General features: G+C 58.2%; 13 protein-coding genes and 1 pseudogene. 11 read left to right on the forward strand and 3 right to left on the reverse strand.

Annotated features, from left to right (window positions below; all coding sequences use genetic code 11):
* Window positions 1-57: 57 nt before the first annotated feature.
* From HMPREF9696_RS20260 to mobB, 3 genes and pseudogenes are all read left to right on the forward strand, one after another.
* Complete coding sequence (locus HMPREF9696_RS20260; protein WP_002714924.1) at window positions 58-1,713, forward strand: OFA family MFS transporter; 1,656 nt, start codon at window positions 58-60, stop codon at window positions 1,711-1,713.
* Between the two features lie 78 nt (window positions 1,714-1,791).
* Window positions 1,792-2,064 carry a hypothetical protein gene (locus tag HMPREF9696_RS20265; protein ID WP_002714925.1) on the forward strand — a complete coding sequence of 91 codons (273 nt, stop codon included), beginning with the start codon at window positions 1,792-1,794 and terminating at the stop codon, window positions 2,062-2,064.
* Between the two features lie 118 nt (window positions 2,065-2,182).
* Window positions 2,183-2,440: pseudogene (gene mobB, locus HMPREF9696_RS20270) on the forward strand (molybdopterin-guanine dinucleotide biosynthesis protein B); the annotation flags it as partial.
* Window positions 2,441-2,500: 60 nt separating this feature from the next.
* Here mobB and fahA read toward each other — a convergent pair.
* From fahA to HMPREF9696_RS20285, 3 genes are read right to left on the reverse strand one after another with little or no spacing between them, the layout of a single operon-like run.
* A complete protein-coding gene (gene fahA, locus HMPREF9696_RS20275) occupies window positions 2,501-3,826 on the reverse strand; it encodes a fumarylacetoacetase (protein ID WP_002714926.1) in 1,326 nt (441 codons plus the stop codon).
* Between the two features lie 55 nt (window positions 3,827-3,881).
* Window positions 3,882-5,165: a CaiB/BaiF CoA transferase family protein gene (locus HMPREF9696_RS20280; protein ID WP_347335775.1), complete on the reverse strand. Its 1,284-nt coding sequence runs from the start codon at window positions 5,163-5,165 to the stop codon at window positions 3,882-3,884.
* Entirely contained in the window at window positions 5,116-5,883 is a 768-nt protein-coding gene (locus HMPREF9696_RS20285; protein ID WP_002714928.1) for an enoyl-CoA hydratase/isomerase family protein, read from the reverse strand. Before HMPREF9696_RS20285 ends, HMPREF9696_RS20280 begins: the two co-directional genes overlap by 50 nt.
* A gap of 169 nt (window positions 5,884-6,052) precedes the next feature.
* On the opposite strand from HMPREF9696_RS20285, the gene HMPREF9696_RS20290 reads away from it, so the two are divergent.
* The 8 genes from HMPREF9696_RS20290 (at window position 6,053) to HMPREF9696_RS20325 (ending at window position 14,799) form a co-directional block, all read left to right on the forward strand.
* Window positions 6,053-7,165: an AraC family transcriptional regulator gene (locus HMPREF9696_RS20290; RefSeq protein WP_245259248.1), complete on the forward strand. Its 1,113-nt coding sequence runs from the start codon at window positions 6,053-6,055 to the stop codon at window positions 7,163-7,165.
* Window positions 7,166-7,572: 407 nt separating this feature from the next.
* Window positions 7,573-8,790 (forward strand): ABC transporter substrate-binding protein, encoded by a 1,218-nt coding sequence (locus HMPREF9696_RS20295; protein WP_002714930.1) that lies wholly within the window; start codon window positions 7,573-7,575, stop codon window positions 8,788-8,790.
* A gap of 241 nt (window positions 8,791-9,031) precedes the next feature.
* The gene (locus tag HMPREF9696_RS20300; RefSeq protein WP_245259249.1) at window positions 9,032-10,033 is read left to right on the forward strand and encodes a helix-turn-helix domain-containing protein; all 1,002 of its coding nucleotides are present in this window, start codon (window positions 9,032-9,034) and stop codon (window positions 10,031-10,033) included.
* A gap of 197 nt (window positions 10,034-10,230) precedes the next feature.
* Entirely contained in the window at window positions 10,231-11,448 is a 1,218-nt protein-coding gene (locus HMPREF9696_RS20305) for an ABC transporter substrate-binding protein (protein WP_002714933.1), read from the forward strand.
* A gap of 49 nt (window positions 11,449-11,497) precedes the next feature.
* On the forward strand, window positions 11,498-12,376 hold the full coding sequence (locus tag HMPREF9696_RS20310) for a branched-chain amino acid ABC transporter permease (RefSeq protein WP_002714934.1): 879 nt from the start codon (window positions 11,498-11,500) through the stop codon (window positions 12,374-12,376).
* Entirely contained in the window at window positions 12,373-13,359 is a 987-nt protein-coding gene (locus HMPREF9696_RS20315) for a branched-chain amino acid ABC transporter permease (protein ID WP_002714935.1), read from the forward strand. Before HMPREF9696_RS20310 ends, HMPREF9696_RS20315 begins: the two co-directional genes overlap by 4 nt.
* Entirely contained in the window at window positions 13,356-14,105 is a 750-nt protein-coding gene (locus HMPREF9696_RS20320; RefSeq protein WP_002714936.1) for an ABC transporter ATP-binding protein, read from the forward strand. The genes HMPREF9696_RS20315 and HMPREF9696_RS20320 overlap by 4 nt, the downstream gene beginning before the upstream one ends.
* The gene (locus HMPREF9696_RS20325; protein ID WP_002714937.1) at window positions 14,098-14,799 is read left to right on the forward strand and encodes an ABC transporter ATP-binding protein; all 702 of its coding nucleotides are present in this window, start codon (window positions 14,098-14,100) and stop codon (window positions 14,797-14,799) included. Before HMPREF9696_RS20320 ends, HMPREF9696_RS20325 begins: the two co-directional genes overlap by 8 nt.
* Window positions 14,800-14,842: the final 43 nt, after the last annotated feature.

Raw genomic sequence — 14,842 nt, forward strand, 5'->3', positions numbered from 1 at the left:
CAGACACGCCCAAAACAAAAAACGGGCGGCTGAATTTTACTTTTGGGGAGAACAGACATGACGACGATAGAACAAGCAGGCACCATGTCGGGTGCCGCGCCGGGGATTCTCGACCGCGAGACAATCATCGCAAAGGCAGGTTTTAATCGCTGGCTCGTGCCGCCGGCCGCGCTCTGCATCCATCTCTGCATCGGCATGGCATATGGCTTCAGCGTGTTCTGGCTGCCGTTGTCCCGTGCCATCGGCGTGACGGCGCCGAAAACGTGCGCGAATATCTCGCTTTGGGGAGAGCTTTTTACAACGAGTTGTGACTGGAAAGTCGCGAGCCTCGGCTGGATGTATACGCTTTTCTTCGTCGTTCTCGGAATCGCGGCTGCGATCTGGGGTGGCTGGCTGGAGCGCGCCGGTCCGCGCAAGGCCGGTTTTGTCGCTGCACTGTGCTGGGGCGGCGGCCTCGTTCTCGGTGCCATCGGCATCTATACCCATCAGCTCTGGCTGATGTGGCTCGGCTCCGGCGTAATCGGCGGCATTGGCCTCGGTCTCGGCTATATCTCGCCGGTATCGACGCTCATCAAATGGTTTCCTGACCGTCGCGGCATGGCGACCGGCATGGCCATCATGGGTTTCGGCGGCGGCGCGATGATCGGTGCTCCACTTGCCAACCTTCTTATCAATTATTTCAAGAGCGCGACGGACGTCGGCGTATGGCAAACCTTCCTTGCCATGGGCATCATCTATCTCGTGTTTATGATGATCGGCGCTTTCTCGTATCGCGTTCCACCGGCTGGCTGGGTTCCGGATGGATGGACCGCGACCGCGAAGGCCAACACGATGATCACGACCAAGAACGTTCATCTCGACAATGCACACAAGACGCCACAGTTCTGGCTGATCTGGTGGGTGCTCTGTTTGAACGTGTCCGCGGGTATCGGCGTGATCGGCATGGCGTCGCCGATGCTGCAGGAAATCTTCGCCGGAAAACTTATCGGTCTTCCGGACGTCGGCTTCAATGCACTGACGGTGGAACAGAAGGCGGCGATCGCCGGCATCGCTGCCGGGTTTGCCGGCTTGCTGTCGCTGTTCAATATCGGCGGCCGGTTCTTCTGGGCCTCGCTGTCGGACAAGATCGGGCGGAAAAACACTTACTATACGTTCTTCATTCTCGGCATTGTCCTTTATGCGCTTGCGCCGACATTCGCTGCGATGGGATCGAAGCTCCTGTTCGTGCTCGGATTTGGCATCATCCTCTCGATGTATGGCGGCGGGTTCGCAACTGTCCCGGCATATCTTGCGGATATGTTCGGCACGCAGTTCGTCGGTGCTATCCATGGCCGTCTGCTGACTGCCTGGTCCACGGCGGGCATCATCGGCCCGGTTGTGGTGAACTACATCCGCGAATTCCAGCTTGCCGCCGGCATTCCGCGCGATCAGCTCTACAACACGACGATGTATATCCTGTGCGCTATGCTCGCGGCGGGCCTGATCTGCAACTATCTGATCAAGCCGGTCGATCCTAAATGGCACATGAGCGATGCTGAGGTTTCAAAACTGCAGGCGGTGAACAATGCGGGCGCAATTGCCGTGTCGTCTGGATCTTTCGGCATCGGAAAGGGCGGTCTCGACGCCAAAGCGGCTCTATTCTGGGCTTTTGTGGGCGTCCCGCTCGCCTGGGGCGTATGGAAAACGCTCGAAAGTGCCGTGAAGATCTTTTGATCGGTCACTGTGAGACGCGGGACATTCGTCCCGCGGCATCACGCCTGTCATTTGGAAAATTAATATCAGGGGAATTCCATGTCTCGTATCAAGAGCTGCCTCGTGGCAGCGCTTCTTGTCGCTGGCACGTTTTCGCCAGCGTTCGCGCAAACAACAGCGCCTGCACCAGCCGCTTCGTCGGCGGCAAAACCTTCAAAGATGAAACTGACGGCCGAAAAATTGAAGGCGATGAAGGTCAAGTGGAGCGCCAATAAAACCAGGCTCAAGGCATGCCGCAAGGACGTCAAATCCAAGGGGCTGGTGGGTGACGATCGCTGGTTCTACATCGAAGACTGCATGGGAAAGACCTGAAGCGATTACCAGTTTTGCGCAACGGCATGATGGCTCGATCCATCATGCCCCTTTTACGTCAGCAATCTCTGGCGGAGCGCCGCGGAGAGCGGAATTTCTCGCGAGGCAGCCGAATTTCATGAAGGTCATCGGACTTGCAGGATGGAGCAGGGCCGGAAAAACAACCTTGCTGACGCGCCTCATCCCCCATCTCGTCGCGGGTGGATTGAGTGTGTCCACGATCAAGCACGCCCATCATCGATTTGACGTGGATGCGCCGGGCGAAGATTCTCATGTCCATCGGCAGGCGGGTGCGGAAGAAGTTTTGGTTTCGTCGCCTCGCAGGTTTGTCCTGATTCATGAACTGCGAGATGAACCGGAGTACTCTCTCGCTGACTGATAAACGAAGGTGAATTTTTTTATAGCTCAATGCGACCGAAGGACCACGAGACTGGAACTAATGGCTGTGTGATGTCTTGATCGTGCCAGAGCAATGCCCGAAGCCGATCGAGGCGAAGCCCTGTCGCTGACATCGTCCTCTGAAAGTGATCTCATCGCCATCTTCCAGAAAGCCGCGCATCTCCCCATTGGGCAGCGTTATCGGGCGGGATCCCGCCGCTGTTAGCTCCAGCATACTGCCCAACTCGGCATCGCGCGGGCCGGAGATCGTCCCTGTGCCGATCAAATCCCCCGGGTGAAGGTTGCAGCCGTTCACGGTGTGATGGGCAACCATCTGCGCGGTGGTCCAATACAGGTAGCGTGCGTTTGAACGAAGAATTTCTGCGGGCATATCGCCTTCGCGGCGCATTCGTCCGGTCGACAGAAGCACACGCAAGTCAATGTCCAGCCCGCCGCTTGCCTGATCGTCGTCATCAAGAAGATAGCCGAGCGGTCTGGGGTCTCCTGCTGGCCGTTCCATCGCCGGAACGCGAAAGGGGGCGAGGGCATCCGCCGTCACGACCCATGGCGAAACAGAAGTTGCAAAGCTCTTGCTGAGAAACGGTCCAAGCGGAAACATCTCCCAGCGCTGGATGTCACGGGCGGACCAGTCGTTAAGAAGAGAGTATCCGGCAATGTGCCCGGCTGCGTTCTTGAGCGGAATGCTTTCGCTCAACGCATTGCCGCCGGTTACATAGAATCCCAGTTCGAGCTCGAAATCGAGCCGTTTGCAGGGGCCGAATTCTGGTGCTTCACCCGGCTGCGCGGGAGGCAATTGTCCAACGGGCCGTCGGATGTCGCCTCGCCCGATCTGCACCGACGAAGCGCGACCGTGATAGGCAATCGGCACCCACTTGTAATTCGCCGGCAGCGGATTTTCGGGCGTCAGCAGTGCGCCTGCCGCTTGCGCATGATAAATTCCAGCGTAGAAGTCGGTATAGTTCCCGACATTGGTCGGGCGATGGAGGCTGCTATCGCTCATCTGCACCAGCAGATCAATCGCGTGGTGGCGCGCCGGCGCGCTGCTTTCAGCTTCGCTGAGCAACTCTGACAATGCGTGACGAAGTCCGGTCAGTGCGTCGCGTCCGAGCGCAAACAGAGCATTGAGCGAGCTCTGTTCGATGGCTTCACCCGGAATATCGGGTGGAAGCAATCCGAGACGGTGAGCCGCTCTTAAATCGAAAATCTGGTCGCCGATAGCGATTCCCGGACCGGGCTCTTTTGAGCGATGGCTGAAAATCCCAAAAGGGAGATTCTGGATCGGAAAATCGGTGACGCCGTCGTTGGCGGTTTTGATAAAGCTCCGCAGCTCAGGGTCGTGCGTCTTGTCGATCGCTGGTTTCATCAGGCATCCTCACGCCGCTGCGGCGCGCATTCAATCTGTTCTGCTATTGCTTATGCTAGTCGTAGGCCCCAGCCGGGCTTTGGCGGCTAAGCAACACGCCTCGCTTCTTGAGGTCTTCGATCCGGGATCTGGCAATGTTGTTCTCGGAAAGAATATCCTCGTTGTGCTCGCCTTGAAAAGCTGGAACGCCAGGCGCGGGAAGAACAGATGCACTGAAACGCCAAGGATTGCCGGGCATCCGCGTGGTGCCGCCGGCACGGTCATCGACGTCGACGACCGCACCCCATTCCTTCACCCAGTCCGACTCGGCGAATTCACGAACGTCTCGAATCGTGCCGACAGCGAGGCCAGCTTCGCTGACCTGAGCCTGGAGTTGCAGCAGATCCGGGAACGTCATCAGCCATGCGCGGATTTCCGCAAGAAGCGAAGCGAGATTCTTCCGCCGCAGATGCGCGGTTGCGTAACGCGGATCGCCTAACAGGTCGTTGCGTCTCATCATTGCGCAATAGCGGCTGAACATCGGCGTATAGATGGGACTGCCGGCAATGGTCAGCTGGCTGCCATCGGGCATCTCGAAAATGTGCGATTCGTTCGCGGACAGCGCAATCGGTTCACCATCGGTATCGATGCCCGAGAGCTGGGCGCCGGCGCGCTCGTTGACCGACAGCATGGTCGCAGCCATCGAGACGTCGATGTGCTGGCCTTCACCGGTCTGATTGCGATGATTGAGCGCGGCGAGAATGGCAATGACGCCCTGCAGGCCGGTATAAACGTCGGCATGGCTGCATGCGTCACCGCGCGGCTCCGTGAGCGCGTCGCCAAAGTGCCCCCTGACGATAGCGGTCAAGCCGGTCTCACCTTGAACCGTCGGCGCGAAAGCGGGGCGGTTTCGCCAAGACGTCTGCTGGCCGTAACCGCTGAGTGAAGCGTAAACGACCCTTGGATTGAACGCGCGCACATCTTCATAAGCCAGTCCGAAGCGCGCAAGGGTGCCAGGACGGAAGTTCTCTACGATAATGTCGGCGGTGCGGCAAAGATCGGTGACGATCTCGCGTGCCTCGGCCCAGTTCAAATCGATACTCAGATTCCGCTTTCCGGCGTTTTGCTGCACAAAGTAGAGTCCCATGTCGCCGACATGTGGCAGGCTGACGCGGGCAAGATCGCCCGAGGGCGGTTCGATCTTGATGATCTGCGCGCCGAGGTCGCGCAGGGCCTTGGTGCAGTGAGGACCGGCAAGCACGCGCGTGAAATCAATGACGCGCAGGCCGTCGAGAGGAGCTGCCGACATGTCAGTCCCCCTTGAAAACGGCGGACGCCGGGCCGGTGGCGAAGAAGGCATCGAACCCGCGCTGACGATCGGCCGCCTGCCAGATCATGTTGTTGATCTCAATCTGTCGTGCATCAGCGGCATTAATGCCGCCTCTGGCTTCGAGATTGGCCTGCATTTTGATGCCTTTGATGATGGCCGTCGGTCCGGCCGCAAGCTGACGCGCCCAAGTCAGTGAAGCGACGGGGAGCTCGGCCTCCGGCACCACAAGATTGATGATGCCCCAGCGCTCAAACGCTTCCGGCGTATGCCGCCGTCCGAGCATTGCAATCTCCTTGGCGCGTGCGGAACCGGCGCGCTGTGCTAGTCGCTGCGTTCCGCCGAGGAGCGGCAGAAGACCGACAGTCACTTCGACTTGTCCGAGAAACGCTGTGTCGGCCGCGATAATCATGTCGCAGGTCAGCGCAAGTTCGAGGCCGCCGCCGAGAACGCCGCCATGAACCGCGGCGACTGTCGGGACGGGGACATCCTCCATCACTTGCAGGAATTCCTTGAACCGCTGTTCGTCGTTTTGAATATGGGTGGTGGTTCCGAACGACTTGAGCTCAGCGCCCGCGCAAAAGTGACGCATCGAACTGCGCAGCAGGATCGCCCGGCATCCGGCCGCCACCACCTGACGATAGGCAGCCATCAGATCTTCGATCATTACATCGTCGATAAGATTGTGCGGCGGCTTGGCGAGAGTGACGATCCCCACCGTACCGTCCATGTCGTGCGTGACTGTGGTCATTGGATTACCTGCCCTGATGGATATGGGCCGATGCATCGGCGGAGCGATGAATTCGGTCCTTATTTCCTTGTCGCGGCAACGTGTCTCTGTCCGGAGGTCGCGGCAACGTCGAAGAGTGCCAATTTTCGTGTCCTAAGCTGCCAGTGCGCTGCATCAAGGATGACGTGACATGTCAAAATGTGCCAATCTGAAGAAAAAAGAACGTGTGTCCGGAGGAAGCATGTCTTCATGGAAGGTTCTCAGTCCGCTGTCGGACGATATCGACGCGCCTACCCAGAGCCTGCTTGGGCTGGCTGCACTTGCAGCAGAACTCGCTACGGAAGGCGTCTCGGTCAAGGATCTGTTCGCGCGCACCGGCGTGCAGCCATCCCAACTTGAAGATCCTCATGCCCGCATTTCCCGGCGGCAGCGTCTTGCAATTTATCGAAACGCTGTTGCGCTCGCCAAGCGATCAGATATCGGGCTGCTCGCCGGCGCGCGACAGCGCATCAGCGACTACGGGATCTATGGTTATGCGATTGTCAGCAGTCCGACCTTCGGAGAGGGACTGAAATTTTCGGTCGAACACATAACCATGGCGGGATCGACCGTGCCGCAAATCAGTCTCAACGTGGAAAACGACATAGCGATTTTGCGGAGTCACGGCACACAGTTGCTTGGCCAGTTGCTGCCATTCGTCGCAGAGTTCTGGCGCAGCTCCATGACAGCGCTGTTCAGCCGCGTGCTGGAGGTGCCATTTCCCTCAACGCGAATGCTGTTCCCGTTTCCGGCGCCAAGACACTGGCGGAACTACGAGCGTATGTTCAATTGTCCGATCGAATTCGGCGCCGGCTCCATGGAGTGGCATTTTCCGGCGCATGTGCTGAACCGGCGCTGTCCCAATGCCAACCCGATCACCGCGCAGGTATGTCAGCAGTTCTGCGACGTCGTACTCGCCGAACGTCCAGGCGAAACCGAGTTGGTTCGCCGTATCAGAACGGCTTGCCTGAACAGTCCGCGCCGGTTCCCGCCGGCAGAGGATATCGCAGAGCAGCTTGGCCTGTCGTTGCGCACGTTGCATCGGCGCTTGGCGCAGGAAGGGATTTCGTACCAGTCCGTGCTCGACAACATGCGCCGCTCGATCGCAACGGAATTTCTCGAGAACACTCAGCTGATGATCGATGAGGTTGCGGAGCGTGTCGGCTTTGCCGATGCCACCAGTTTCCGCAAGGCGTTCAGGAAATGGACCGGTCATTCGCCGACCCACTATCGTCGCGCCAATCCTGCCATTCCCCAGGCATAGATCCGGATCGCGTCCGCCGCTCCCGTGCGTCAAAGGTGCCGGCAGGTTTCCTGCCGGTGGCATTTTTTGACGTGGCATTTGGCAGACTTCGACATTTGCCAGCGCGCGCGGCGCGCACAAACTTCGCGGCGAGACCTGCGGAGGATTTCATGTGCAGCCTTGATCGCATCTACGCCATGCTCGTTCTGGAATGTCGCAAGCAAACCGGCCGTTCCGAAATCCCCGTTCATCGCTCTCACGATGCGTTTGCACGAGGCAGACCTGACTTAGCGCCCGCAAAAAGTCGCGCGCTCCTACGCGGGGCTGTTCTCCCGGCCGTCGCGGCTTCGGCATTGCGGACAGCGCGATTCGATCGTGAGTGCCGCAATCATTCACTGACCAGCTAATCAAGGATAACGGAGGGGATCATGAGGCACATCGCATCGTCGGTTGTGGCGGGTATCGTGTTCAGCGTTGTTGTTGGCGCACCTGCCCTGGCGCAGAAGAAGTACGATCCCGGCGCGTCCGACACGACGATCCGAATTGGCAACATCATGCCCTACAGTGGTCCGGCCTCGGCTTACAGCGTCATTGGAAAAACACAGGCGGCCTATTTCAAGAAGATCAATGACGAGGGCGGAATCAACGGCCGCAAGATTGAATTCATCACATATGACGACGGCTATAGCCCGCCAAAAGCCGTCGAACAGGCCCGCAAACTTGTCGAAAGCGACGAGGTGCTGCTGATCTTCAGCCCGATGGGAACGCCGTCAAATGCAGCAATTCAGAAATACATGAATGCCAGGAAAGTGCCGCAGCTCTTTCCCGCTTCCTATTCGGCAAAATGGAGCGATCCGAAAGCCTATCCGTGGACGATGCTGCTTGGCACCAGCTACAAGACAGAGGGCGGCATTTATGCAGCGTATATTTTGCGCGAGAAGCCAGACGCGAAAATCGCAATTCTTTATCAGAACGACGACTTCGGAAAGGAATTGCTGAACGGCCTGAAGGCCGGGCTGGGATCGAAAGCATCCATGATTGTCGCAGAAGCGCCCTATGAGGTCGCAGATCCGACCATCGACTCGCAGATCGTCAAGCTCCGGCATTCCGGCGCGGACGTCATGTTCTCGTTCGGGACACCAAAATTCGTGGCGCAGAGCATCAAGAAGATCGGTGAACTGGGTTGGAAGCCGATGCACTTCATTCCCAACGTCGCTTCATCGGTCGGCACGGTGCTTGTCCCCGCAGGCGTCGAGAACGCGCAAGGCGTCCTGTCGGGGACTTTCATCAAGGATGCGTCCGATCCGCAATGGGATAATGATCGCGGAATGAAGGCGTATACGTCGTTTCTGGCCAAATATATGCCGGATGCGAACAAGGCGGACAGCCTGATGGTGCACGGCTATCTCGGTGCGCAGCTCATGGTTCAGGTTCTCAAGCAGAGCGGCGACAATCTTACGCGCGAAAACGTGATGAAGCAGGCCGCCAGTATCAAGGATTTTGAATCAGATGTTCTGATCCCCGGCATTGTCATTAACACCGGCAAGAACGACTTCGCTCCGCTGGAGGACATGCAGATGATGCGCTTCAAGGGAAGCAAGTGGGAGCCCTTTGGCGAAGTGATCCGTGGTCGAAGCGACGGTTAGCCCGCGTTTGTCTGATGTGTTGCACGTCTGGTGTCAGGGATCGTTTACAAGGCGTCTCAGAGGGTAAAGCGGCCCACCAGGCCGCAACGTTACAAAGATGATCGGCCAGGTGACGGAGGAGAACATAGCGGAAGGCCCTTAGAGGGCATGACCCTGCAATGTTCCCTGCCGTACGTGCAGCAGCAAAGCGCGGACTCCCTGATCAACCCGTCCACCCTGTATGCAATCGCTGCGGTGCAGCATGAGCAGGGCAGATAAGACGCCGCGAAAAGCGCTCGATTTTCGGCCTCTTTTAGTCCATTCTTCTTTGGAACCTAATGAGTTCAACGTGCGGACGCCTTGTGGGCGCTCGATCGCGCGATTGGAGGACGGCATGGGACGGGCCGGAGAAGAATATGTTCGCGTGGTCGGTGGGGATCTGGTGTCGTCAGTCATCACCGATACGACAAGCATGCGCATCGAAGTCCTTCGCCGCGAATGCCAGGGGCGGATGTACTGGCATTTCAAGCAGCCCGAACTGTCGCTGTTCTGGTTTGCCAAGGGGGCCGGACGCTTGAACGCGACCGTCGACGGCCGTTCGGTGGATTGCAAATTCGTTGGGAAATCCCAATTAGCGATCTTTCCGGCGGCGATTGAAATCGAGGGCGAATGGGATGTGGGACCCGAACTCGATTACACCGTTGTTTTTCTTAATCCGGCTTTTGTGACCGAGCGATTGCGGACGGCTATTACAAGCTCGACGATCGCATTTGAGCATCCCAGTCTCATGCGTAGTCTCGCGGAGTTATGCCGCGAAGCGGCGACACCCGACAATGTTTTTGACCTGATGGCGGAAGGCTGGTCGATCCAGGCGCTGGCGCACATCGCGCGTGTCAGTGAACGGCAGCAGCCCCAGGCCTCTGGCGTGAAGGGTGGTTTGTCCGCGCGAAGCCTCAAGCGGATCGAGGATTTTGTTCGTGAAAATCTTTCGCAATCCATCTCGCTTGGAGAACTGTCGCAGATTGCCGGCCTCAGCAAGCGTCATTTCCTGCGCGCTTTTCAGGAAAGTGTCGGAAAGACGCCATACAAGTACGTGCTTGGCCTTCGGATCGATGAAGCAAAGCGGAAGCTGGCTGAATCAGATGCCAGCATAACCGATGTGGCGCTGGCGGCCGGTTTCGGGCATGCCCAGCATTTTTCGACCAGTTTCCGCAACATGACCGGCGAAACGCCATCATCCTACCGCCATCGCATTTCGTGCTGAGAGCAGGGGATTGGCGGCATCGCGGACCCCAGAACATGACGCTCTTCCGTAGGTTCCGGCGCTAATGCGCAAGCCAGCCACGACGCTCCTCCCTTACTGCTGACAATAACAATCCGAGCAGGTCGTTCCGAAAAGGCGATCAAAGCCGGGACTTGCGGTGGGCGGAAACGGCCCACCCTTTCATGTCAGGAGGGAACATGGCCTTTTCATTCAGAGCATATGCACGTTTTGCCGCTGGAGCCGGTGCCGCAGTGGTCTTGGCAGCGGCCGCGACCACGTCCATCCGCGCGGAGGATCAGGCGCCGATCAAAATCGGCCTAATGCTGCCCTACAAGGGCGTCTACGCGCTTCCGGCGGAAAGCATCGACCGCGGATTTCAGCTCGCGCTGGAAGAATTCGGCAACAAGAGCAACGGACGTCCCATCGAGGTGATTCGCGCCGACGACGAACTCACGCCGAGCGTCGGTGTGCAGAAATTCAACAAGCTGGTGCAGGGTGACAAGGTTGACATCGTCGCCGGCATCATCGGCTCCAATGTAGGTATCGCGATTTCCGAGCTTGCCGAAAAGAACAAGGTTCCGCTGGTGTTCGCGAACGCCTTCGCGGACGAGATCACCGGAAAATTCTGCAGCCCGTATATCGCGCGGACGTCTTTCAGCGCCAACGGCTTTGAATATGCATCTGGCAAGTACTGGGCCAGCAAGGGCATCAAGACCGCTGTGACGATGGGTCCTGACTACACGGCCGGACGCGCGTTCATTGACGGCTTCAAGCGAGGCTTCGAGGAGAATGGCGGCAAGGTTGTCGAGCAAATCTGGACGCCTTTCCAGAAGACCAAGGACTACAGCGCGGCTTTGACGCAGGCCGCCAACGCCAACGCCGAGATCATTTACGCTTTCTACGCCGGTGCTGAGGCCATCCAGGTGGTTAAGCAGCATGCCGATTTCGGGCTGCGGAGCAAGGTTCCGCTGATCGGCGATCACTGGGTTTATGATGAAGCGCTGTGGCCGGCGCTCGGAGATCTCGTCATCAATGCGCGACACGTCGCGACGCATTATCCGGGCGTTCCGACCGAGGTAAATCGCAAGTTCGTCAAGGCGTATCAGGACAAGTTCAAGATGGAGCCGGACGTCAGCGCCGAACTCGGCTACGACAACGGCAAGGCCATCATGCTGACGCTGGAGAAGCTGGGCGGCAAGATTCCGGAAGACCGCGCGAAGTTTATCTCCACCATGCGCGGTCTCACGTTCGACGCGCCGCGCGGCAAGATCCGGTTCAACGCGCAAAATAGCGCCCAGCTTGAAAAGGTCTATCTCGTCGAGATCGTCAAGGGGGCGGATGGGAAACCGCAGCGCAAGGGACTGGATGAATTCCCCGGCGCGGGCGATTTGCCGGGCTGCACCAAGTCGTTCTAATCGGGAAGCTGGCTCCCCGCGGAGCCAGCACCCTTGCTCAGTGTGAGACATGCAGATTTTTCTTATCCAGATTCTCAACGGCATTCAGTTGAGCATGCTGGTGTTTCTTCTGGCCGTTGGACTGACTTTGATCTTCGGATTGATGGACACTCTCAATCTGGCGCATGGGGCGTTTTTTACCATCGGCGCATATTTCGGGCTGGTCGTCGCCAATGCGACCCATACGTTCTGGCTCGCGCTGCTGATCGGGCCGCTGCTTCCGTTCGCGCTCGGGTTCATCCTGCAATATTTCGTGCTGCAGCCGCTGGCACAACGGGGACGATCCACGCATCTCGATCTGGCGCTTCTCACGTTCGGGCTTCTGTTCGCGACGGCGGGAGCCGTCGAGTACATCTATGGTTCGGCCTTCTACAGCATCGCGCTTCCGGACGTTTTGAAAGGCCGCGTGGCATTACTCGGGATGGAATATCCGGTCTATCGCCTCTTCATCATTGGAATCGGCTTGCTTGTCGCCGTCGCACTGACGCTGCTCATTGACCGCACACTGATTGGCGCGATTTTGCGGGCGGGCGTCGACAATCGCGAGATGGTGACCGCGCTCGGTATCAACATCAACGTGGTCTTCGGGCTTGTGTTCGGCCTCGGTTCGGCACTGGCCGGCCTCGCCGGCATCGTTGCCGCGCCCGTTATGAGCATTTACTCCAACATGGGCATTGGGATCGTGGTGACGACCTTTGTCGTGGTGGTTGTTGGCGGTCTGGGGAATCTCCGCGGATCGTTCTACGCCGCGCTGATCGTCGGCATGACGGATACGTTTGCACAGGCTTTCCTTCCGGAAGTCGAGTTGTTCGCGATCTACGCGCTGCTGATTGTCGTCATGATCTTTCGGCCCCGCGGCCTCTTCGGCGTTGCCGGGAGAGTCGCATGATCATGGATACGGAACTGCCTGAAGTCGTTGACCGTGACATGAACAAGACGAGACTGGTCAGGATATCCGGCATGCTGCTCACGGCGGCCGGGTTGCTGGCCTTCCCGCGCATGGCCTCGACATACGGAATGACGCTGGCTGTGGAGGTTCTCATCGCCGGCGTATTTGCCTCGGGCATCAATTTGCTCGTCGGATATACGGGCATGGTTTCGCTCGGGCAGGCCATGTTTCTTGGCTTTGGCGGATACGGCATCGCGATGGGAACGGCGTTGTTGGGCTGGCCGCTGTGGGTATCTGTCCCCGTGACGTTGGTTGTCTCCGGTCTGATGGCAGTTTTGATCGGCGCAATCTGTACGCGGACGCGCGGCGTTGAGTTTCTGCTGATTACGCTGGCTTTCTCGCAGATGTTCTACGGCGCGGCGGTCAAGCTGCGCTGGACCAATGGTTCTGATGGTATGACGGGAATTCCTCGGCCCGATCTATCGCTGTTGGGATTGAGCGCTGACGATCCTGCTGTTTTCTATTACTACGTGCTCGGTATAGCGGCCATTGTCCTGATACTTGTCTGGAGAATCGTCAATTCTCCGTTCGGAAGTGTGTTGATCGGAATCCGTGAGAACGAATCCCGCGTTACCGCCATGGGTTATTCGGTCCCGAGCTACAAGATTGGCTCATTCGTGGTCGCCGGAATGATTTGCGCGAGCGCCGGCATTTTACAGTCTCAATACACCTATTTCATCAATCCCGACTCGATGAGCTGGCAGATGAGCGGCGAGGGTATCCTCATGGCCATTATCGGCGGACTTAACGTTGTCGTCGGGCCGTTCATCGGCGCGGCCGTGTTCGTCTTGGTCAAGAGTATGCTCAGTCAGGTGACCGAAGAGTATAATCTCTTCTTCGGCGTGTTCTTCATGCTGGTGGTAGCGTTTTTCCGCGGAGGTATCGGCGGAGCTCTGCGGACTTTGTGGGAGCGGCGGCGATGAACGCTCTCGAGATACGGAACCTACGCAAAGCCTTCGGCGGCCTTGAGGTCATTTCCAATTTCGATCTTTGTATTCCGCAAGGCCAGCGCCACGCGGTGATCGGGCCGAACGGCGCAGGCAAGACGACGCTTTTCAATCTGGTCACCGGCTGGATGTCTCCGACCAGCGGCGAGATCATGATTCACGGGCAGCTATTGAAGCCGGGTCATCCGGATGCGGTGACGCGCGGTGGCTTGTCGCGTTCGTTTCAGAAGAACATGTTGCTGGAGAACCTGACCGTTCTCGAAAACCTTCGGATTGCCTGTCAGGCATCGCATCCGTCGCGCCGCTCGCTGTTGCGTTCAAAAGACAACTTTCCAGACATCATCGAGAAAGCGCGCCGTGTTGCGGCGCAGATGCATCTTGATTCCTGTCTGGATCGGAAGGTGGGCGAACTTTCCTACGGTCAGAAGCGGCAACTTGAAGTTGCCATCGCTCTGTGCGCCGAGCCGAAAATTCTGCTGATGGATGAGCCCGCGGCCGGAACGTCACCAGATGAGCGCGAGCGGCTAATCGAACTGATTAACGGGTTGCCGCGAAATCTGACGATCATCCTGGTGGAGCACGACATGGATGTCGTATTCGGAATCTGCGAGATCATCACCGTACTCAGCTACGGCAAAGTTCTGGCGACAGGCACAAAGGACGAAGTGCAGTCCAACCCTCGGGTAATCGAGGCCTATCTGGGACAGCATCATCATGCTTGAACTCAGAAATGTTCATGCCTACTACGGCGAAAGTCATATCCTTCAGGGCATTGACCTCGATGTCGCGTCGTCGCGTTGCGTTGCAATTCTCGGCCGCAATGGCGCGGGCAAGACGACGACGCTCCGCTCGATCCTCGGACTCGTCCCGGCGCAGCAAGGGACGATCAGGTTCAAGGGCCAGGATATCACGCATGCGGCGACCCATCGCATCGTGCGTCTCGGGATTGCCTTCGTGCCCGAGAACCGCGGGATATTCGCCAATGTTACCGTTGAAGAGCATCTCGCGATCGCGCGGAGCGCCGCCAGCCACCGGCCAGCTCTAAAACCCATCGAGTACGTCTATGAGGTGTTTCCACGTCTGGCCGAGCGCCGTCACAGTCTCGGCGGCCAGCTATCCGGCGGCGAACAGCAAATGCTGGCGGTGGGACGCGCGCTGATCGCGGCTCCCGATTTGATGGTTCTCGATGAACCAAGCGAAGGCCTTGCGCCGGTGATTGTCGAGACGCTGGAACGTGTCCTGGTGGATGTGAAGGCGTCGGGGATTCCGATCCTGCTTGTCGAGCAGAATTACCATCTTGCGACACGTCTGGCGGATTACGTCTACGTGCTCAGTCAAGGTCGCGTGCAGTTCGCCGGAGAAACGGTGGCGCTGCTTTCGAACGAAGATGTCAGGCGCACCTATCTGAGCGTTTGACCGAGTGAGCCGGGCGTTTCCGCCGGGCGCTGGAATAAGAGGA

Origin of the sequence: Afipia clevelandensis ATCC 49720, from assembly GCF_000336555.1 — a bacterium.
Classification (GTDB): Bacteria; Pseudomonadota; Alphaproteobacteria; order Rhizobiales; family Xanthobacteraceae; genus Afipia; species Afipia clevelandensis.